Annotated in this window: 20 protein-coding genes; 11 read left to right on the top strand and 9 right to left on the bottom strand. The window is 55.7% G+C overall.

The annotated features are described in order from the left end of the window. Positions 1-78 precede the first annotated feature (78 nt). On the bottom strand, positions 79-2,013 hold the full coding sequence (locus ATO67_RS00600) for an LTA synthase family protein (RefSeq protein ID WP_067642835.1): 1,935 nt from the start codon (positions 2,011-2,013) through the stop codon (positions 79-81). 222 nt (positions 2,014-2,235) lie between these two features. Between ATO67_RS00600 and ATO67_RS00605 the strand changes: the two genes are divergently transcribed. Genes ATO67_RS00605 through ATO67_RS00615 form a run of 3 tightly spaced genes read left to right on the top strand, consistent with a single transcriptional unit; the run spans position 2,236 to position 5,336 of the window. Continuing rightward, positions 2,236-3,915: an NAD+ synthase gene (locus ATO67_RS00605; RefSeq protein ID WP_067642838.1), complete on the top strand. Its 1,680-nt coding sequence runs from the start codon at positions 2,236-2,238 to the stop codon at positions 3,913-3,915. A 3-nt stretch (positions 3,916-3,918) separates the two neighbouring features. Beyond that, positions 3,919-4,503, top strand: coding sequence for a hypothetical protein (locus tag ATO67_RS00610; RefSeq protein ID WP_067642841.1), 585 nt, complete (start codon positions 3,919-3,921; stop codon positions 4,501-4,503). A gap of 5 nt (positions 4,504-4,508) precedes the next feature. Next, positions 4,509-5,336, top strand: a complete 828-nt coding sequence (locus ATO67_RS00615) for a TolB family protein (protein WP_067642844.1) — start codon at positions 4,509-4,511, stop codon at positions 5,334-5,336. A gap of 76 nt (positions 5,337-5,412) precedes the next feature. Here ATO67_RS00615 and ATO67_RS22760 read toward each other — a convergent pair whose 3' ends face one another. Then, complete coding sequence (locus ATO67_RS22760; RefSeq protein WP_103088505.1) at positions 5,413-5,580, bottom strand: Thivi_2564 family membrane protein; 168 nt, start codon at positions 5,578-5,580, stop codon at positions 5,413-5,415. Positions 5,581-5,708: 128 nt separating this feature from the next. On the opposite strand from ATO67_RS22760, the gene ATO67_RS00620 reads away from it, so the two are divergent. Continuing rightward, positions 5,709-6,131 (top strand): OsmC family protein, encoded by a 423-nt coding sequence (locus ATO67_RS00620; RefSeq protein ID WP_067642847.1) that lies wholly within the window; start codon positions 5,709-5,711, stop codon positions 6,129-6,131. On the opposite strand, the gene ATO67_RS00625 is transcribed toward ATO67_RS00620, so the two are convergent. From ATO67_RS00625 to ATO67_RS00635, 3 genes are read right to left on the bottom strand one after another with little or no spacing between them, the layout of a single operon-like run. After that, positions 6,132-6,623 (bottom strand): peptide deformylase, encoded by a 492-nt coding sequence (locus ATO67_RS00625; protein ID WP_067642850.1) that lies wholly within the window; start codon positions 6,621-6,623, stop codon positions 6,132-6,134. It lies immediately after the preceding gene. Positions 6,624-6,640: 17 nt separating this feature from the next. After that, entirely contained in the window at positions 6,641-6,970 is a 330-nt protein-coding gene (locus ATO67_RS00630) for a hypothetical protein (RefSeq protein ID WP_067642853.1), read from the bottom strand. Beyond that, the gene (locus ATO67_RS00635; RefSeq protein WP_067642856.1) at positions 6,970-9,276 is read right to left on the bottom strand and encodes an FdhF/YdeP family oxidoreductase; all 2,307 of its coding nucleotides are present in this window, start codon (positions 9,274-9,276) and stop codon (positions 6,970-6,972) included. The genes ATO67_RS00630 and ATO67_RS00635 overlap by 1 nt, the downstream gene beginning before the upstream one ends. A gap of 378 nt (positions 9,277-9,654) precedes the next feature. Here ATO67_RS00635 and mgtE point away from each other — a divergent pair, with 378 nt between their 5' ends. Together mgtE and ATO67_RS00645 are read left to right on the top strand one after the other, a co-directional pair. After that, a complete protein-coding gene (gene mgtE / locus ATO67_RS00640; RefSeq protein WP_106404883.1) occupies positions 9,655-11,025 on the top strand; it encodes a magnesium transporter in 1,371 nt (456 codons plus the stop codon). A gap of 165 nt (positions 11,026-11,190) precedes the next feature. Beyond that, positions 11,191-11,577: a MerR family transcriptional regulator gene (locus ATO67_RS00645; protein WP_067642862.1), complete on the top strand. Its 387-nt coding sequence runs from the start codon at positions 11,191-11,193 to the stop codon at positions 11,575-11,577. 7 nt (positions 11,578-11,584) lie between these two features. Here the strand turns inward: ATO67_RS00645 and ATO67_RS00650 are convergent, their stop codons facing one another. Then, on the bottom strand, positions 11,585-12,553 hold the full coding sequence (locus tag ATO67_RS00650; RefSeq protein ID WP_067642865.1) for an acetyltransferase domain-containing protein: 969 nt from the start codon (positions 12,551-12,553) through the stop codon (positions 11,585-11,587). 63 nt (positions 12,554-12,616) lie between these two features. Beyond that, the gene (locus ATO67_RS00655; protein ID WP_067644155.1) at positions 12,617-13,312 is read right to left on the bottom strand and encodes a DUF599 domain-containing protein; all 696 of its coding nucleotides are present in this window, start codon (positions 13,310-13,312) and stop codon (positions 12,617-12,619) included. A 504-nt stretch (positions 13,313-13,816) separates the two neighbouring features. Between ATO67_RS00655 and cobU the strand changes: the two genes are divergently transcribed. From cobU to ccoP, 5 genes are all read left to right on the top strand, one after another. Further along, a complete protein-coding gene (cobU, locus tag ATO67_RS00660) occupies positions 13,817-14,341 on the top strand; it encodes a bifunctional adenosylcobinamide kinase/adenosylcobinamide-phosphate guanylyltransferase (RefSeq protein WP_067642868.1) in 525 nt (174 codons plus the stop codon). Between the two features lie 169 nt (positions 14,342-14,510). Continuing rightward, entirely contained in the window at positions 14,511-16,133 is a 1,623-nt protein-coding gene (ccoN, locus tag ATO67_RS00665; protein ID WP_067642871.1) for a cytochrome-c oxidase, cbb3-type subunit I, read from the top strand. 12 nt (positions 16,134-16,145) lie between these two features. Beyond that, the gene (ccoO, locus tag ATO67_RS00670) at positions 16,146-16,877 is read left to right on the top strand and encodes a cytochrome-c oxidase, cbb3-type subunit II (RefSeq protein WP_067642873.1); all 732 of its coding nucleotides are present in this window, start codon (positions 16,146-16,148) and stop codon (positions 16,875-16,877) included. 11 nt (positions 16,878-16,888) lie between these two features. Beyond that, positions 16,889-17,041, top strand: coding sequence for a CcoQ/FixQ family Cbb3-type cytochrome c oxidase assembly chaperone (locus ATO67_RS00675; protein ID WP_067642876.1), 153 nt, complete (start codon positions 16,889-16,891; stop codon positions 17,039-17,041). A gap of 2 nt (positions 17,042-17,043) precedes the next feature. Continuing rightward, positions 17,044-17,907 carry a cytochrome-c oxidase, cbb3-type subunit III gene (gene ccoP, locus ATO67_RS00680; RefSeq protein WP_067642879.1) on the top strand — a complete coding sequence of 288 codons (864 nt, stop codon included), beginning with the start codon at positions 17,044-17,046 and terminating at the stop codon, positions 17,905-17,907. A gap of 50 nt (positions 17,908-17,957) precedes the next feature. Here ccoP and ATO67_RS00685 read toward each other — a convergent pair whose 3' ends face one another. Continuing rightward, positions 17,958-18,308, bottom strand: a complete 351-nt coding sequence (locus ATO67_RS00685) for a VOC family protein (protein WP_067642882.1) — start codon at positions 18,306-18,308, stop codon at positions 17,958-17,960. 9 nt (positions 18,309-18,317) lie between these two features. Further along, the gene (locus tag ATO67_RS00690) at positions 18,318-18,719 is read right to left on the bottom strand and encodes an SRPBCC family protein (RefSeq protein WP_067642890.1); all 402 of its coding nucleotides are present in this window, start codon (positions 18,717-18,719) and stop codon (positions 18,318-18,320) included. Between the last annotated feature and the right edge of the window lie 45 nt (positions 18,720-18,764).

Raw genomic sequence — 18,764 nt, forward strand, 5'->3', positions numbered from 1 at the left:
CGACGGGTCCGATATTCCTGATGAGTAATCCTGGCTACCGCCGAATTCAAATAAATTCGATGGTTCTGTCATTCCTCTTCAGATGGAAGGTTGAGCGGGATTAACCCAGACATATCCAGGGAAGAAACGATCTTTTCCGAATTGCCGTCCGAACATCATGTCGAACTGAAGCTGGCGATATTCGTTAATGGCAGAGGGAATGGCGACCGTGCCCGTGGACCAGTCGGGCACAGCCGACCCGTCCTTTTCCATCAGCATGTGCCGGTCGATAACCGAATAGGATGACTGCACTTTGCCAAGGACACCGGTGTAGAATGGGTCGTTGAAGCCGGCGGTTTTCAGAACATGATAGGGTAGCAGCGACGGGCTGATCGTGCCGATCCTGTTGTGCAGGCCGGTCTTTGACGACCAGACGACCAGCGGTGTCTCATGCTCTTTTTTCATGGTGTCCAAAGGTGCACGACGGGTCGCGACCATGTCGGCCATGTGGCCGCTTTCGACATAGACTTGACCCAGCGGTGGCAGATGATCTCCGAAAAGGACAATCACGGTATCGCGCTCGCGGTTTTTCGCCCAATCGATCAGGTGGGCAAAATTGTCGTCTGCTTCCGATACGCCTTGGGCGTAGGTGGCAAGCGATTCCGTTGCCTGTTCCGAAAGCGAGCCGTTGATCGAGATTGTGTTGTTGATATAGCGGTTCGGTTCATAAGGCCCGTGCCCCTGAAGAGTGACTGTGAACAGAAAAAGCGGGCTCTCCGCCGCATCCACGGTCTGCATGATCTCCGACGTCAATGCTTCGTCTGAAGCAAAGGTACCGCGCTTTTCCATGACCGGAAGCGTTTCTTCCGATCGAAATTCTTCGAAGCCGAAGGATTTGTAGACCTCGCGACGGTTCCAGAACCAGTCCTGAAACGGATGCATCGCAATGGCGGAATAGCCTTCGCTTCTGAAGAAGGTGGCGAGTGACGGCAGGGGCTGCCGTACATATTGTTGATAGGGGATGCTGCCATAGGGCAGGAAGGCGTTGGAAAAACCTGTCAGCGCTTCGAATTCGACATTGGCAGTCATGCCGCCGAATTCCGGAGAGAAAACGTGACCCGACTGCCTGCTTCGGATTGTCGGCATAGGGTCTCTGGAAAGTGATACATTGGGCAGCCGTGTCGGGTCCCAAAGCGATTCGCTCATGATCATGATGACGTCTGGAAAGGTGCTGTGGTTGACGGCATGAGCCGAGCCATCCGAGACGATGTCTAAAATCGTATTTTCGCTGTAACCTGCGGGAGCCGACACCTTTGCCATGGGAATGTTGAAGGCGAGAGCCATGAGAAAGCCGTTCTGGCGATAATTTTCCTTCTGGTCCCACATCATCGGAATGATATTCAGGCGGTCACGCAGCCAGGAGTTTTGCGAATAGTCCATCAAAGAGCCAATGCCAGCCAGCAGCGGGATGGCCAGCATCAGCCGCAACACGCGCTGTTTTGCCGCCATGACCGGCGCGTGGTCCCGGCATAGGCGCCACAGCATGACAGCCAACGCGGCAGCCATGATCAGACCAAGCGCGATGGCGATGGCCATAAGCGGCTGCGCTTTCAGCATCGTCGGCAAGAGCTGCAGGATCTGGCGACCGAACAGCAGATCGGAAGGGTAGAGCGGGTCCGAAAGATAGAGTTGCTTCTGATGCGACATGACGGCTGGCAACAGAAGAAGCGGTCCCGCGACAAGCAGAGACTGGTAGTGCCGGCCGAGCAGCGCATCGAACGCCAGCAGAACGAGGATGACGGCAAAGAGTGTCGTCAGTCCGGGCCGGGTGGTGGAGGTCAGGAATGTGCCTACGTCTTGCAGCGAGCCGCGCGCGATCCATTCCACGCAGACGACCAGCAACAGGGCCGCGAGCGTGAGGTTTATGAGGGGACGCACGTCCGACAGAACTCTGATAACGTTCCATGTCGAAGGGCGTGAAAGGACGCGTTTCGTCCTTCCGGCAGCCGTTATTTTGGGCACCGAATTCCGCACTATATTAAACTCCGGTCGTCTGTAATCCGCCGCGTGAATCGGGCGTCACGAGGATGTCATGTAACTGTCACATAAGCGGCGTGAATGCGATATGAACTATGCAAAATTCACAAGGTAGCCGAATAACCATTGCGTAAGGCGGTTGCCTTCCCGATGCGGTTATTTTGAGCGAGTTTAAAGGCTTGCGTTGCACGGCCTGCTTAGCCACGGTAAATGAGAGTCATGAGCCAAATACACACCGATCCCAATGTATTGCGAATTGCCGTAGGGCAGTTCAACCCCACTGTCGGCGATGTCGCTGGCAACCTTTCGCTTGCGCGGGAAGCCCGCGCCGACGCTGCCTCGCAAGGTGCCGATCTGTTGCTGCTGAGCGAGCTGTTCATCTCTGGCTATCCGCCGGAAGATCTGGTTCTGAAGCCTGCATTTCTGCAATCATGTCTGAAGGCAGTGGAGGAGCTTGCCGCCGAGACATCAGATGGCGGGCCGGGCATTATCATCGGATTTCCCCGTCAGGGCGAAACCGGGCGGCATAATTCCGTTGCGCTATTGGACGGTGGCCGTATCGTTGCCCTGCGCGACAAGGTGGATTTGCCCAACTATGGCGAGTTCGATGAAAAGCGTGTCTTTTCCGAAGGTTCGATTTCCGGCCCCTACAATTTCAGGGGAGTTCGAATCGGGATTCCGATCTGCGAAGAAATCTGGAACGACCTCGGTGTGTGTGAGACGTTGGCTGAAAGCGGCGCTGAAATTCTGCTAGTGCCAAATGGCTCGCCTTACTATCGCGGCAAGGTAGATGTGCGCCATCAGGTCGCCCTGCGGCAGGTGATCGAGAGCGGGTTACCGCTTGTTTTTGCCAATCAGGTGGGCGGTCAGGACGAGCTTGTTTTCGATGGTGCAAGCTTTGCTTTCAATGCGGACAAGACGCTGGCTTTCCAGATGAGCCAGTTCGAAGCGACCTTGGCCGTCGCGGACTGGAAGCGGACCGAAAAGGGCTGGCATTGCGACGAAGGACCGTTCTCGCAAATCCCCGAGGGCGAGGAAGCCGATTATCGCGCCTGCATGCTGGGCTTCCGTGATTACGTGAACAAGAACGGCTTCAAGAGCGTGGTTCTGGGCCTGTCCGGTGGCATCGACTCAGCGATATGTGCCGCGATTGCTGTGGACGCACTGGGCGAAGAGCGAGTGCGCTGCATCATGCTGCCCTATCGCTACACGTCGGAAGAGTCGTTCAAGGACGCGGCGGATTGCGCCAAGGCGCTGGGTTGCCGTTACGACATCGTCCCGATTGCTGAGCCAGTGGATGGTTTTCTGTCTTCACTGGCTGAAATGTTCGAAGGAACGGAAGAGGGCATCACCGAAGAAAACCTGCAAAGCCGCGCTCGCGGTACTATCCTCATGGCCATCTCGAACAAGTTCGGCTCCATGGTGGTCACGACAGGCAACAAATCTGAAATGTCGGTGGGTTACGCCACGCTGTACGGCGACATGAATGGTGGCTTCAACCCAATCAAAGACCTTTACAAGATGCAGGTCTATGCGATCTCCGCCTGGAGAAATGCCCACGTTCCGCCAACGGCGCTTGGTCCATCAGGCGAAGTCATCCCGGCCAACATCATCTCTAAAGCACCCTCGGCAGAACTGCGCCCCAACCAGACCGATCAGGACTCGCTACCGCCCTATCCGGCGCTAGACGATATTCTCGAATGCCTCGTGGAACTGGAAATGTCGGTGGAGGAGATCGTCGCGCGCGGTCACGATATAGCAACCGTCCATCGTATCGAGCATCTGCTTTATCTCGCCGAATACAAGCGCCGCCAATCCGCGCCGGGCGTGAAGATCACCAAGAAGAATTTTGGTCGCGACCGTCGCTATCCGATCACCAACCGCTTCAGGGATAGGTAGAAGGTGGAGATAGATGATCTTCCGTACCAGAAAATAAAAAGCCTTTTGAAGGAAGATCATAACGGCGTCTCCCTTAATCTCCGCGTGGCGGCGCTATTTCTTGTCATCTACGAAAACTTGAAGGAGCTTATTGAGGGAAAGGTAAAAGACTTTTTCACCTCTGAATGGGAAGTGGTTGACGGCAAGCTAGTTGGAAAGCCCAACTCGAAATATGGAGAACTTATAAAGGGTAAAAGCGTATTTCGGGCCTGCAGTAATTTCCACTTGGAAATCGGTGCAATTTCAGTTGAGGATGAGCAGCTTATTGATCGTTTCTCAAAGTACCGCAACGAAGTTGCCCATGAGCTTTATGCAATTTTGCTAGATGACAACAAAGACGCCCTTGATGTCGAACTGTTATTTGAGATTAACAAAATTGCGCGGAAGATTGATGTCTGGTGGATTTTGAATGTCGATATGGCGGTCGATCCAGAGTTTACTGAGGAGGACGTGGATGAAGCTAAAATTACGTCAGGACGACAACTATTTCTCGATCAGCTTATACGTGTTGCATTGAAAGACGTCTTCGATTCGATACAGGATACATAAGGATAATGCGCAGTTCCGTTGAAATCTTCAACATTCGCACGCGGCAAAACCGGGTGGTCTGGCAGATGCCGGAGCTGTTCGAGGCACCGAACTGGTCGCCTGATGGGCGATATCTTTTGCTCAATAGCGAGGGGCTGCTCTACCGCCTGTCGCTGGCTGGTGGTACAGCTATTGAGAAGGTCGATACCGGTTTTGCAAGCCAGTGTAACAACGACCACGGAATTTCGCCGAACGGCTTGCTTTACGCGATTTCCGACAAGGTGGAGTTCGGTAAAAGCACGATTTATTTGCTGCCATCCGCGGGCGGCACGCCGAAGCTCATGACGCATAACCTGCCGTCTTACTGGCACGGCTGGGCGCCGGATGGCAAAAGCTTTGCCTATTGCGGTATTCGCGATCAGATATTCGACATCTATTCCATGGACATCGAAAGCGGTACGGAGACGCGCCTGACGCATGGCGAGGGACGCAATGACGGGCCAGATTACTCGGCAGATGGGCAGTGGATTTATTTCAACTCCAGCCGCACCGGGCGTATGCAGATATGGCGGGTGAAGGTGGATGGCTCTGCTGTCGAGCGTGTGACAGACAGTCCATATGGAGACTGGTTTCCCCATCCGTCACCTAAGGGTGACAAGGTGGTCTTCATTTCCTATGACGCCGATGTCTTTGATCATCCGCGCGATCTGAATGTGCGCGTGCGCATGATGGATACGGATGGTGGCAACGTGGAAACATTGTTCGAATTGTTCGGCGGGCAGGGGACTATGAATTCCCCCAATTGGTCACCTAGCGGTGATGAGTTCGCCTATGTCAGATATTTTCCGGTTTAGTCAGTCGTCCTCATAAAAAAAAACCCGACCTCGATTTAAAATCGGGCCGGGCTTTTAGACATTTATGTCGGATCGATCAAAAGACTGCGAGATACTTCAGCAGCGAGATAATACCGATGATGATGACGATCACCTGGGCGATCTGCTTTGCGCTACCGCCGACCGGCAGGCGATTAATCAGCCAAAGAATGAGTACGATGACCAGAAATGTGATCAGAATACTAACGAGTGCGCCTGTAGCCATGTGTCCCAGCTCCTATTTTCTATAAATCTATAACGGTCGATCACCGTTCCGTGAGTAAAAGCGCAAGCGGGTAATTTGGTTCCATTGTGCAAAATGTAATTTTCGAAAATAAAAAAATAGGACATTGAATGAGCGATTTCAGGGTAAAAAAGCGCGAGACCGGCGCCACCGCAACGCTGAGACGGAAAGGCCACCCGCAGATTGAGACGCCAACTGGCGGGGAGCTTTCCGTGGTTACGGCTGCGTCAGAGCCCGGTTTCAATCCGCTTGACTTGCTTTATTCGTCGCTGGCCGCTTGCCTTGTCCTGAGCGCTCGTATTGCTGCAAGCCAGTTAGGCGTGCTTGATCGTTTCGAGAAGGCCGAAGCGAACGTTAGCGGTGAAAAGTCAGACGGCGAACCGGGGCGGATCATCCGCTTCGATATGCGGTTGGTCATCTCAGGTGATTTCGATGATGAGATGAAGCAAACCATCGCTCACACGGCGGAAGACATCTGCACTGTCAGCAACACGTTGCGTGGCGAACCGCAGTTCAATCTTACAATCGGCTGATCACCGCTGGGATTTTTCCCATTTGCGAATGAGTCGATCGCGCTTCAGTTTCGACAGGCGTTTCAGCCAGAACATGCCGTCCAACTGATCGATCTCGTGCTGAATGCAGATGGCGTGAAAGCCTTCCGCCAGTTCTTCGTGCCACTGCCCGGAGACATCCTGGAAACGAAGCTTTACACTCGACGGGCGCTCAACTTCCTCGGTAGAGCCTGGCATGGAAACGCTGCCTTCCATCTGCCGCATGGTGTCTGCCGACGTCTCCAAAATGTCCGGATTGACGTAGGTGCGCACATCGCCCGGCTTCAGTTCAAGAACGAATAGACGCTGGAGAACGCCAATATGCGCCGCCGTAATGCCGACGCCCGGCGCTGCGCGCATCGTCTCCAGCAAATCCCGGGCAAGCTGCGCGAGCTCAGGTCCAAAATCCGTCACGGGCTCGCACTTGGCCGCGAGTGCAGGGTGCGGATAGCGCACGAGAGAACGAATTGCCATATGACGCTCCATCTCTTCTATTCGGCTGAACCTGAGTGTTTCAGCAAGAGTTCAGAGGCGGATAGCGCCAGAGACGACGCCTCAGTGGTGAGTTCCACCCATGTTCGCTGCGTGCGCGTATCGCGTTTGACGACGGTCAGCACCTTGCCGGACAGAGCATTGATTTCCCGCAGCACGAGAGCATGCGCAATGCCGAGCCTGTTGGAAAGGGTGCGGCTGTCGGTGCCGATCCCCAGATGAATGGCTGCAACGAGCGCGGCCCCGGTGGCGTCCAGCGCAACCGGAGCCGTCAGGCTGATCTGCTCCGCCACCGCCATAAAGCGCGCGGCGGATTGATCCTCAGTCATCAGGCGGCCTCTGCCTCTTTGCGAAGGCGAACCGAAACCAGAACGGATTTCGATGTCGGCGTGAAACTGCCTTCGCCATAACTGTGCAGCGGTACCAGAACGTTCAGCTCCGGGTAATAGCCGCCGACGCTTCCCTCTGGAATATTGTACGGCACGAGGCGGAAGTTCTCGGCAATGCGCTCGATACCATCGCCATATTCACCGATCACGTCCACGCGCTGCTTGGCATGCGCACCCAGCTTTTCCATGTCCTTGGGGTTCATGAAAATGACCTGACGCTCGCCATAAACGCCGCGATAACGGTCATCCATGCCGTAGATGGTGGTGTTGTATTGGTCGTGACTGCGGAATGTCTGCAGAACGAAGATACCATTCTTGGACAGCGCTTCCTGATGGTCCGTCTTTTCCGGTAGGGCACCGGTGAAGAAGGTGGCTTTTTTAGCCGCCGTATTCCATTCGCGTTCCGCAGCTGCGTTTCGCAGATGAAAGCCGCGCGGCACGCGCACACGCTCGTTGAACTCGTGGAAGCCGGGAAGAACCCGCGAGATCATATCCCGGATCAGATCGTAATCGTCAGCAAGCTTTGCCCATTGAACGCGCTCATTGCCAAGCGTCGCTGCCGCAATGCCGGCAATGATGGCGACTTCCGAGCGCAGTTCCGGCGAAGCGGGTTCGTTGATACCGCCGGAGCCGTGGACCATGCTCATGGAATCTTCCACGGTCACGATCTGCGATTTGCCCTGCGAGTTGCGGTCGATTTCGGTGCGGCCAAGGCATGGCAGAATGAAGGATGTTTCGCCGGGAACCAGATGCGAGTGATTCAACTTGGTGGCGATGTTGACCGTCAGCTTCTGCTTCTCGAACGCCTTAATGATCAGCGGGCTGTCCGGCGTGGCGCGCAGGAAGTTGCCACCCAGTGCAATGAAGGCTTGCGCCTTTCCATCCAGCATGGCGGTGATGGCTTCGACCGTGTTGTGGCCGCGATTGCGCGGCATTGGCACACCGAGTTCTTTTTCCAACGCGTCGAGCAGGGCAGGTGGCGCCTTCTCATCGATACCGACTGTGCGGTCACCCTGAACGTTGGAATGGCCACGGACCGGGCAGAGGCCTGCACCGGGGCGACCGATATTGCCGCGCAGCAACATGAAATTGGTGATTTCGCGGATCGTGATGACCGAATGCTTGTGCTGTGTGATGCCCATCGCCCAGGTTGCGATCACCGCGTTCGAGGCCATGTAGATGCCAGCGGCCTCTTCGATCTGGTCGCGCGTCAAGCCGGACTGGTCGAGAATAGATTCCCAGCTGGTCGCCTCGACGGCAGCACGATAGGCCTCGAATTCCACTGCGTGTTCGGCCAGAAAATCGTAATCGATAATGGCAGGCTTGCCAGCGGCACGGGCCGCATCATCTGCAGCAAACACAGCCTTGCTCATGCCGCGAACGGCGGCCATGTCACCACCCTGACGAGGCTGGTAATAGTTGGTAGCAATCTTCGTGTTGCCGCCGGTGATCATTTCCAGCTTGTCTTGCGGGTCGGTGAATCGCTCCAGACCCTTTTCACGAATTGGATTTAAAACAGCGATGCGCGCGCCACGAATGGCGGCACGACGCAAGTCACCCAGCATGCGCGGGTGGTTGGTGCCGGGGTTCTGGCCGATCACGAAAATGGCGTCCGCCTTCTCGAAATCTTCCAGAAGAACTGTACCCTTGCCAACGCCAACGGAGGCCTTCAAACCAACGCCGCTTGCCTCATGGCACATGTTGGAGCAATCAGGAAAGTTGTTGGTGCCGTAGAGACGGACCATCAACTGATAAATGAAGGCGGCTTCGTTGGACGCGCGGCCGGATGTGTAGAATTCGGCACGATCAGGGCTGTCGAGGCTATTCAGAACCTTGCCGATTTCAGCAAAGGCATCGTCCCAGGACACGGGCAAATATTTGTCTGTCGCGCGGTCATAGCGTAGCGGGTCCGTCAGGCGGCCCTGCTTTTCGAGGCTGTAATCCGACCATGTGCGAAGCTCGGAAACCGTGTGACCCGCAAAAAAATCAGGCGGCACGCGCGCTTCGGTGGCTTCCCATGCAACGGCCTTCACTCCGTTTTCGCAGAACTCGAAGGAAGAGCCGTGCTCGGGGTCACCCCAGGCGCAACCGGGACAATCGAAGCCATCCGGCTGATTTGCCTTAAGCAGGGTTCTGGCACCGGAAATCGGCGCGCCCGATTCCAACAGGCGCTTACCCACACTCTTGAGTGCGCCCCAGCCGCCAGCCGCACTGGAAGCCTTGCCGATAAAATCCATCTTGCCCATTGAAAGGTCTCTTTCTGATATAATTCTTATCTTGCCGCTCGACTCCGGTGCCACCCGGAGCGATTGTTATTGCAGCATTTTGCTCCAGATTCCCGGATAACTATCATATGTCAACTCGTAACTTGCTCGCAACTTAAGCAGGGCGTTCAATTCAGCGAGACTGTTTCACGACTGGTTAAAGAAAAACCTCGCAGCTGAGCAGGATGGGGATAGGAAATTGCAACCTATTTTCTCCTATCCTGTTGTTGACATTGTGTTTTTAAAAGCCATTCTCCTGCGCTTTCGCGAAGCAGGGCACTCAGCCGGAAAAAGGGGCGCAAGTTGACACAAGCCGACGACGATCATCGCGCGCCTGACCATGCCAAAAGGCCGGAAGTGATGGCTGACATCTACTCCGAAGATGGTTCGATTCGGTCTGACTTTCTGGCGATGGTGGGTGCGAGCATTGCGGATCGCGACGTGCTGTTTCTGCGTGAAAACGTAGCCCGCCTACACGAATCCGAACTCGGAGACCTGCTCGAATCCATTATGCCGGAACAGCGCCACGCCATGGTGCGCCTGTTGGGTTCCGACTTCGACATGACCGCGCTGACCGAGGTGGACGAAGCAATCCGCCTCGACATCGTGGAACAGATGCCGAACGACCAGATCGCTGCCGGTATCGGTGAGATGGATTCGGACGATGCCGTCTACATTCTCGAAGACATGGATCGCGAAGATCGCGAAGACATTCTTGCGCAGATGCCGTTTACCGAGCGCGTGCTGCTTTTGCGGGCGCTGGATTATCCGGAAAGTTCAGCCGGTCGGCGTATGCAAACGGAGTTCGTGGCGGTGCCACCATTCTGGACCGTCGGCCAAACCATCGATTACATGCGCGAAGAAGAGGAGTTGCCTGAATCATTCTCGCAGATTTTCGTCATCGACCCGACCTTCAAACTGGTTGGTGCGCTCGATCTCGACCGATTGCTGCGCTCCAAGCGGCAAGTGAAGATCGAAACGATCATGCACGAGACGAACCATCCCATTGCGGCGGAGATGGATCAGGAGGAGGCCGCGCAACTTTTCGAGCAGTATGACCTTTTGTCGGCTGCCGTGGTGGACGATAACGGCCGGCTGGTCGGTGTTCTCACCATCGATGACGTGGTCGACGTCATGCAGGAAGAGGCGGAAGAGGATTTGCTGCGCCTTGGCGGTGTGGGTGATGAGGAGCTGTCCGACTCCATCGCCGTCACCTCACGCTCACGCGTTCCTTGGTTGGCTGTGAATTTGATCACGGCATTCATGGCCGCTTCCGTCATCGGCCTGTTTGACGCGACCATTGAGCAGATTGTTGCGCTGGCTGTTCTAATGCCGATCGTTGCCGGTATGGGCGGCAACGCCGGCTCACAGACCATGACCGTGTCGGTGCGCGCGCTCGCGACGAAAAATCTCGATATTCATAATGCTGCCCGTATCATCCGACGCGAAGCGGGTGTTGGTCTACTGAACGGCGCACTGTTCGGCTGCGCAATCGGCATCATCGCCGGCCTTTGGTTTCAGGATGTCAATCTGGGCGGCATCATTGCAACTGCCATGATGATCAACATGTTTGCGGCGGCCATCGCTGGCATCATCATTCCCTTGTTGCTGGATAAATACGGGGCCGATCCCGCTGTCTCCTCTGCGGTTTTCGTGACCGCCGTTACCGACATCGTCGGTTTCTTCTCCTTTCTCGGCCTTGCAACATGGTGGTTTGGCGTTCCGATCTGATCGGTTGAAAATTGACTTTTACGTTAAGGTCAATCATATTGCTTTTCATGGAGATTGGGGTGTGAAGCATGAGCCGCTTCGTCATTCTATCTTGTTGTTCGAGCAACGGATATTCCGAAAACCGTCTGTCTGTTTCGGTCCGATGCTCCAGAATCGGATGAAGCCTTGAATAAATATTACAGCATTACGGAATTGACGCGCGAATTCGGGGTTTCCACCCGTACCCTTCGTTTTTATGAGGACGAGGGCCTGATACATCCTGAACGCCGTGGCCGCACAAGGCTTTTCCGTATGGCGGATCGCAGGCTCATTCAGGAGATTTTGCGTGGACGCCGTATTGGCTTCACCATTGCTGAAATCCGCGAAATCATTCAGGTCTACAAGGAGCCACCGGGCGAATCCGGCCAACTCGAACTTCTGATGAAGAAGGTGGACGAAAAGCGCGCCGACCTGCGCCAGAAGCGCAAGGACATCGAGGAGACGCTTGTGGAACTTGATAATGTCGAGGAAGCCTGTCTGACGCGCCTCGCCGAAATCGGCGTCGGCACTTGATCCACACTTACTGGACTGTCTGCGAGCACTGCGCCGCGATCTCGCCGATTTTTGTCTGCTGATCAGGAACAAGTGCGTTCGCCATCATCGGGTCGAACAGGCTTTCGGCCTGAAGCTTTTCCAGCGTGCAGCCACAGAAACTCTGGCAGAGCTCAAGTCCGTTCTGCTGTTGCATGCAGCCGGCCTCGCAGCTTTTCTTGTAGGCCTCGACCTGATCGACAGGGGGCGGTGGCACAATGAGCGACGCCAGATAGACGATTCCGATCAACACCGGCTGGTGAACGATATAAAAAAGCAGACTGTGACGACCGAACAGGGCGAAAATGTCTCGCCTTGCGCTCGGCTTTCTAAACCGGTCCAGCCAGCCACGCGGCGTTACGAATTGCGAGACGGCCAGGCCCAGAAGGAAGGGACCTAGAAACGGCAGAAGCGGCACATAGTCGTTGGAGCGCGGAGGCGTCGTTGACAGACCGATCCATGATAGCCAGATAGGGTTGAAGGCATCGGAGCTTAGATAGATCGGTGCAATGAGCGCAGCTGCCGCGCCCACCAGCGTGACGACCATCGGAAGCCGCAGGAATATCAGGCCGATGAGGCTCGCAACGGCAATGTTGTGCAGAATTCCGAAGAATATCCAGCCATCCGGCACCGCGAAATAGGTTGCGATGGAAATCAGAAGTGCGGCACCCGCCACCATGGCGAAACGCTTGCCGAAGGAGGTCCATTGGATGCCGCGCCGATGGGCAAGATAGATGCTGAAGCCTGCAAGGAAAAGGAATGAGCTTGCAATTCCCCGCGCGTAGAGCCGCCACAAGCCTTGCGTTGCTGTACCCGGATCGAGATAACCGAACATCTCCAGATCCCAGGTGAAATGATAACTCGCCATGGCAATCAGCGCGATACCGCGCAGCGTGTCGAGCCCGCCGATCCGGCCTTTCGACGTTGACACCGCTGGAGCTGCCGGATCGTTACTCATTTATCCGTCCTTTACAACGGTTACAGTCTGCTGCCTGCGCTTCGCCTGTGAAGTGCGGCGATTTCATGGCGCGTGGAAATCATCCATGATGGCGCGGCGCGCTTCAGAGAAATATTGTCGGCGCAGCAGGGCTACGGTGATGATGACCGTGGATGCGATGAAGACATAAGGGCTGATGAACCAGCCGAGATAACCGATGGACAGAAAGATCGTTCTCAGCCCGTCGTTGAAGTTTTTCGCGGCGATGATATTCATGCGAATGACGTTTTCGGCGGCATGTTCCGCCGCCTGCCTGTTGCTATTCGTTTCGTGCAACATCGGCATCGCACCGAACAGAATGGTGCAGTAGTTGAACAAGCGGTAGGACCAGCCGAACTTGAAGAAGGCATAGCCGAACAGGCATGTCAGCCCGATGACCTTCACTTCGAATGCGGTGCGACCGGCATAGTGCACGAAGGGCATATCGCGGAAGACCGATTCCACCTGGTCAGTCGCGCCCAGCAGCGCGAAACATCCACCAATGGCAAAGATCGAGGTGGAGGCGAAAAACGCCGTACCGTTCTGCAGGCCCGCCATGATCTGGGTATCGATCATTTTCAGATCGCGTGTCAGCGAATTATAAATCCACTTACGACGGCGGTCTGCCATCGCCTGGTTGAGGCTGGTGCGCGAAAACGGCGTTTTGGCGGTGGTGATATAGGTGTAAGACGTCCACAGCACCATGAAAACGATGAGGGCGACATAATCCATTGTCGTCAATATGATCACTGCATATCCTCTGGCCGCAGGGTTGCGAATCTCCCGCGCAATATTGATGCGATTTCAAGCTAAGGCAATCTGGCTGGAAAATTCCCTTATCGGCTGTTTTCGTTGTGGATGCTAACCATCCGGTAACACTCTGCCTCTATGACTTTGCATGCACGCCGGATTTGGTTTTGCGTACCGGTGCTGCCTTAGCCTTTCATGTTCCGAAAGGCGCCTCGTTCTCCGCAGGCTAGTGCATCACGTGCTTGGCTTTTGTTGATTTGACAAGAACCCTGAGTGGACCTATTTTCTTCCTAACGATCCGGCGCTTTTGTATCGTACGAATTTGCTGACATGTCCGCATGCCGCGGGCGGGTAAACAAGCCTCGATACACCACCGCGCAAGCATGGCATGATTGACCGGGAGAACGCCTCCATATCTACGAATCGTTCTCTTTTCATGTTTTCGTTTCCGCGGCTTGCGATTGGTATCGCAATGGCTACCGGATCGTTTTTCTCATGACCTCCATATCTCGCTGTGTGCTGGTGCTGGGCGGAGCGCGTTCCGGAAAATCGACGTTTGCCGAAAATCTGGTTCTTTCGGGCGACGGATCTGCGCATTACATTGCTACAGGCCGCGCCTGGGATGACGAGATGAAGCAGCGTATTGCGCTGCATCGAGAGCGGCGGGGCGACGTGTGGAATATCCACGAGGAGCCGATTGACCTTACACATGTCCTGCAGCAACTCGATCAGCCTGATAATGTCATCCTCGTTGATTGCCTTACATTGTGGGTTACGAATCTGATGCTGGAGGAGGGCGCTGATGTCGAAGGCGCGTTTTCCGCCCTCGTTCAACATGCAGCAAAGGCGCGTGCAAATATTGTCTTCGTGTCTAACGAAGTCGGCCTCGGCATTGTGCCTGACAACCGTATGGCACGGGAGTTCCGCGACCACGTCGGGCGTTTGCATCAGCAGATCGCGTCTGTGGCCAGCGAAGTCTACTTCATTGCGGCGGGGCTTCCTCTTAAAATGAAGGGCTAGGCTATCTCCGTCAGCCGCCGCACCTAAACGTCTCAACTTGATTTGGATCAAGGCCGCTCGTCCAAGGCGGTGGCAAAGCAGCAAACGACGCGAAAGCACGTTTGCTGCTGTTCTATGAGTGGTCCGGTGACCCGCGTCATATCTGCGATGACGTTGGGGGAAACCAACAATGAACTCTCTATTTGGAACGGCGATGGTGGGCATTGGTACTTTCCTCGCTTTGCTCGGGGCGGCTTTCGCTTACGATGAACTTTTCGCCGCTCATATGTGGGTGCTGTTTGGCGTGCTGATGATTGGCGCGGTCATCATGTTACGCTGCGTATCCTTTGCGCCGGTTGACCCTGCCGCAAAGGAACGGCTTCAATCTGAATATTTCGATGAGGTCATTCGCTACGGCGTGATTGCAACGGTGTTCTGGGGTGTCGTCGGCTTTCTCGTCGGCGTCATAATCGCCCTGCAACTCGCCTTTCCTGATCTCAACATCGAGCCGTGGTTCAATTTCGGGCGTGTTCGTCCGCTCCATACGTCAGCCGTGATATTTGCCTTCGGCGGCAATGCGCTCATCGCCACGTCGTTTTACGTCGTGCAGCGGACGTCGCGTGCGCGGTTGTTCGGCGGCGATCTCGGCTGGTTCGTGTTCTGGGGCTACAATCTCTTCATCGTCATGGCGGCGACGGGATATCTTCTGGGTATCACCCAGAGCAAGGAATATGCCGAGCCCGAATGGTATGTCGATATCTGGCTGACGATTGTCTGGGTCTGTTATCTCATCACGTTCCTGGGTACGATCCTGAAGCGCAAAGAGCCGCACATCTATGTCGCGAACTGGTTCTACCTCGCTTTCATCGTCACCATCGCCATGCTGCACATCGTCAACAACCTGTCGATGCCGGTGTCGTTCCTCGGGGTCAAAAGCTACTCGGCTTTCTCGGGCGTGCAGGATGCGTTGACGCAGTGGTGGTACGGGCACAACGCTGTCGGCTTCTTCCTGACGGCCGGGTTCCTCGGCATGATGTACTATTTCATTCCCAAGCAAGTGAACCGCCCGGTCTATTCCTACCGGCTGTCGATCATTCACTTCTGGGCGCTGATTTTCATGTATATCTGGGCTGGTCCGCACCACCTGCACTATACGGCTCTGCCTGACTGGGCGCAGACGCTGGGCATGGTGTTTTCCATCATGCTTTGGATGCCGTCCTGGGGTGGCATGATCAACGGCCTGATGACGCTGTCGGGCGCATGGGACAAGATCCGCACCGATCCGATCGTTCGCATGATGGTTATGGCTGTTGCCTTCTACGGCATGGCGACCTTCGAAGGTCCAATGATGTCCATCAAGGCCGTCAACTCGCTCAGCCACTATACCGACTGGACCATCGGCCATGTTCACTCCGGCGCACTTGGCTGGAACGGCATGATCACCTTCGGTGCGATCTACTATCTGACGCCAAAACTGTGGAACCGTGAACGCCTCTACAGCATGCAGATGGTCAACTGGCACTTCTGGCTCGCAACGCTCGGCATCGTCGTCTACGCCGCCGTCATGTGGGTAGCTGGCATCCAGCAGGGGCTGATGTGGCGCGAATACGACTCGCAAGGTTTCCTGGTCTATTCCTTCGCTGAATCGGTCGCCGCACTCTTTCCCTACTATGTGCTGCGTGCGCTGGGCGGGGCGCTGTTCCTCGGGGGCGCGCTGATCATGGCCTACAACGTCACCATGACAATTCTGGGCTACCAGCGCAACGAGGCGGGCTTCAAGACCGCAGCGCCCAAGCTGCAGCCTGCGGAATAAGGAGTTTCAACGATGTCTATTCTCGACAAACACGGCGTCATCGAACGAAACGCGACCTTGTTGCTCGTCGGTTCGCTAGCGGTGGTTTCGATCGGCGGTATTGTGGAAATCGCACCGCTTTTCTACCTCGAAAATACCATCGAGAAGGTGGAGGGTATGCGGCCATATTCGCCCTTGGAACTGGCGGGGCGCAACATTTATCTCCGCGAAGGCTGTTACGTCTGCCACAGCCAGATGATCCGCCCGTTCCGTGACGAAGTGGAGCGCTATGGTCACTACAGCCTGGCCGCAGAAAGCATGTACGACCATCCATTCCAGTGGGGATCGAAACGCACAGGGCCAGACCTTGCGCGTGTGGGTGGACGTTACTCCAACGAGTGGCACGTCCAGCATCTCATTGAACCGCGCGACGTCGTTCCGGAATCCGTGATGCCCAGCTATTCATTCCTTAAGACGACGCCACTCAAGGTGACGGACATCTCCATGGATCTGAAGGCCAACCGCATGGTCGGCGTTCCCTATAGCGACGAGATGATCGAAAACGCGGCAGCGGACTTGAACGCACAAGCCGACCCCAATGCCGATACGACGGGGCTGGAGGCGCGCTATCCGAAGGCCAAGATCGGTGATTTCGACGGCGACCAGTCCAAGGTCACCGAAATGGATGCGCTGGTCGCCTATCTGCAAATGCTCGGCACGCTGGTCGATTTCTCGACCTATGACGATGCCGCCGGATATCGGTGAGGAGAAACGCCATGGAAACCTACACGGCCATGCGCCACTTCGCCGACAGCTGGGGCCTGCTTGTTATGACACTTTTCTTCGCAGGCGTCGTCCTCTTCACGCTTCGCCCGGGTTCCAGGAAATCCGCCGATGATGCCGCCCGCATTCCGCTCAGGGAGGACTGATCATGTCCGATAAACACATTGACGACATTAGCGGCGTTGAAACCACCGGTCACGAGTGGGATGGCATTCGAGAACTGAACAACCCCATGCCGCGCTGGTGGGTGTGGACTTTTTACATGACCATCCTCTGGGCTATCGGCTACACGATTGCCTTTCCGGCATGGCCGTTGATATCAGGCAGTACGCAAGGTCTTCTCGGCTGGCATAGCCGCTCAGATTTCGTCGCTGACAGCGAGCACGCCAAGGCTGCGCAAAATGTCTATCTGGACAAAATCGCTTCGTCTTCGCTGGAGAATATTCAAGCGGATAGCGAACTCATGCAGTTGGCAGTGGCTGGCGGCGCTGCCGCCTTCAAAATCAATTGCGTCCAGTGCCACGGCTCTGGTGCGGAAGGCGGCAATGGCTATCCAAATCTCAACGATGACGACTGGTTGTGGGGCGGGACTGCCAACGACATCTACACCACGATCACGCATGGCATCCGGTTTACCGAAGACGCCGACACCCGGATTTCGGAGATGCCGGCCTTTGGTGAAATGCTGAAGAGTAACGAAATCCGCGAGGTTGCTGCCTATGTCGTCAGCCTCACTGGAACCGCGCGTGATGCGTCCATGGTGGAGCCCGGCGCGCGAATTTTCGCGGATAATTGTGCGTCCTGTCACGGCGACGATGCCAAGGGCAACCGCGATATGGGTGCACCAAACCTTGCCGACGCCATCTGGCTGAAGGCGCATGGGGAGGACGGAATTGTCGCGCAGATTCGCATGCCCAAGCACGGCGTCATGCCCGCCTGGGGAGAGCGTCTGAGCGACACGACAGTCAAGCAACTGACGTTGTTCGTTCATTCTCTTGGTGGCGGGGAGTAAAAGCTGCCGCCCGGAAAGCGAGAGGGCCGCGTTTTGCGGTCCTTTCCATTTTACCGATCCGACCAGACAGCAAGTTCGTAACCGTCCGGGTCCGCGAAGTGGAAACGCCGTCCACCGGGAAACTCGAAGACTGGCGTGGTGATCTTGCCACCGGCATTTTCGACGCTGGCCTGCATGGCAGCGATATCATCCGCAAACAGAATGATCAGCGCGCCGCCCTTGGCATTCACTGGCCCTGTCGTCGTGAAACCACCCGTCAGCCTGCCGTCCGAAAACTCGCAATATGCCGGGCCGTAATCCTTGAACGTCCAGCCAAAGGCAGCATTGTAAAAGCTCTTTGTCTTTTCGATATCGCTGACGTTGAACTCAATATAGTCAATATTGCGATTGCGGCCGGTCATCGGAAGTTCCTATTTCTTCTCAAGCATATTTTTGAGCGTGGTCAAATCCGCAAATACCGCAGCGGCATCACGTTCAAAATCCGCATCGCTCATACCCGGCATACGGAGTAGCGTAAATGCGATTTCCGCTCCACCACAATTGGGTGTGACACGTAGCGCATTGTAGACCTCCGTCCCGTCCGGCAGGGTGACGATGTGGTCGATGACGCCGTAGTCATTCTGCTGGGCAAAGCTGACGCGGACGTCGCCAAGCGGGCCGGACGCAATCCATTTATCGCCATCCTGCGTCAAACCGCTGGCAAGACCGGCGGCCCACTGCGGCATTCGTGCAGGGTCAGCTGCAAAGGCGTAGACCTCTTTCCAGGGACGCTCGATCGGAATGTGGACGATGCGGGAAAACATGGTGGTCATTGCGGCCTCCTTATGGTGCGTGGCCTGCGCCACTTTGTCTTGACT

It is taken from the genome of Agrobacterium bohemicum (genome assembly GCF_001562555.1).
Classification (GTDB): domain Bacteria; phylum Pseudomonadota; class Alphaproteobacteria; order Rhizobiales; family Rhizobiaceae; genus Agrobacterium; species Agrobacterium bohemicum.

What these genes read in the sequence shown, in the direction of transcription:
- ATO67_RS00605 (WP_067642838.1), top strand. Translation starts at nt 2,236, where the DNA reads ATGAGCCAAATACACACCGATCCCAATGTATTGCGAATTGCCGTAGGG.
- ATO67_RS00615 (WP_067642844.1), top strand. Translation starts at nt 4,509, where the DNA reads ATGCGCAGTTCCGTTGAAATCTTCAACATTCGCACGCGGCAAAACCGG.
- ATO67_RS22760 (WP_103088505.1), bottom strand. Translation starts at nt 5,580, where the DNA reads ATGGCTACAGGCGCACTCGTTAGTATTCTGATCACATTTCTGGTCATC.
- ATO67_RS00620 (WP_067642847.1), top strand. Translation starts at nt 5,709, where the DNA reads ATGAGCGATTTCAGGGTAAAAAAGCGCGAGACCGGCGCCACCGCAACG.
- ATO67_RS00625 (WP_067642850.1), bottom strand. Translation starts at nt 6,623, where the DNA reads ATGGCAATTCGTTCTCTCGTGCGCTATCCGCACCCTGCACTCGCGGCC.
- ATO67_RS00630 (WP_067642853.1), bottom strand. Translation starts at nt 6,970, where the DNA reads ATGACTGAGGATCAATCCGCCGCGCGCTTTATGGCGGTGGCGGAGCAG.
- ATO67_RS00635 (WP_067642856.1), bottom strand. Translation starts at nt 9,276, where the DNA reads ATGGGCAAGATGGATTTTATCGGCAAGGCTTCCAGTGCGGCTGGCGGC.
- mgtE (WP_106404883.1), top strand. Translation starts at nt 9,655, where the DNA reads ATGGCTGACATCTACTCCGAAGATGGTTCGATTCGGTCTGACTTTCTG.
- ATO67_RS00650 (WP_067642865.1), bottom strand. Translation starts at nt 12,553, where the DNA reads ATGAGTAACGATCCGGCAGCTCCAGCGGTGTCAACGTCGAAAGGCCGG.
- cobU (WP_067642868.1), top strand. Translation starts at nt 13,817, where the DNA reads ATGACCTCCATATCTCGCTGTGTGCTGGTGCTGGGCGGAGCGCGTTCC.
- ccoN (WP_067642871.1), top strand. Translation starts at nt 14,511, where the DNA reads ATGAACTCTCTATTTGGAACGGCGATGGTGGGCATTGGTACTTTCCTC.
- ccoO (WP_067642873.1), top strand. Translation starts at nt 16,146, where the DNA reads ATGTCTATTCTCGACAAACACGGCGTCATCGAACGAAACGCGACCTTG.
- ATO67_RS00675 (WP_067642876.1), top strand. Translation starts at nt 16,889, where the DNA reads ATGGAAACCTACACGGCCATGCGCCACTTCGCCGACAGCTGGGGCCTG.
- ccoP (WP_067642879.1), top strand. Translation starts at nt 17,044, where the DNA reads ATGTCCGATAAACACATTGACGACATTAGCGGCGTTGAAACCACCGGT.
- ATO67_RS00685 (WP_067642882.1), bottom strand. Translation starts at nt 18,308, where the DNA reads ATGACCGGCCGCAATCGCAATATTGACTATATTGAGTTCAACGTCAGC.
- ATO67_RS00690 (WP_067642890.1), bottom strand. Translation starts at nt 18,719, where the DNA reads ATGACCACCATGTTTTCCCGCATCGTCCACATTCCGATCGAGCGTCCC.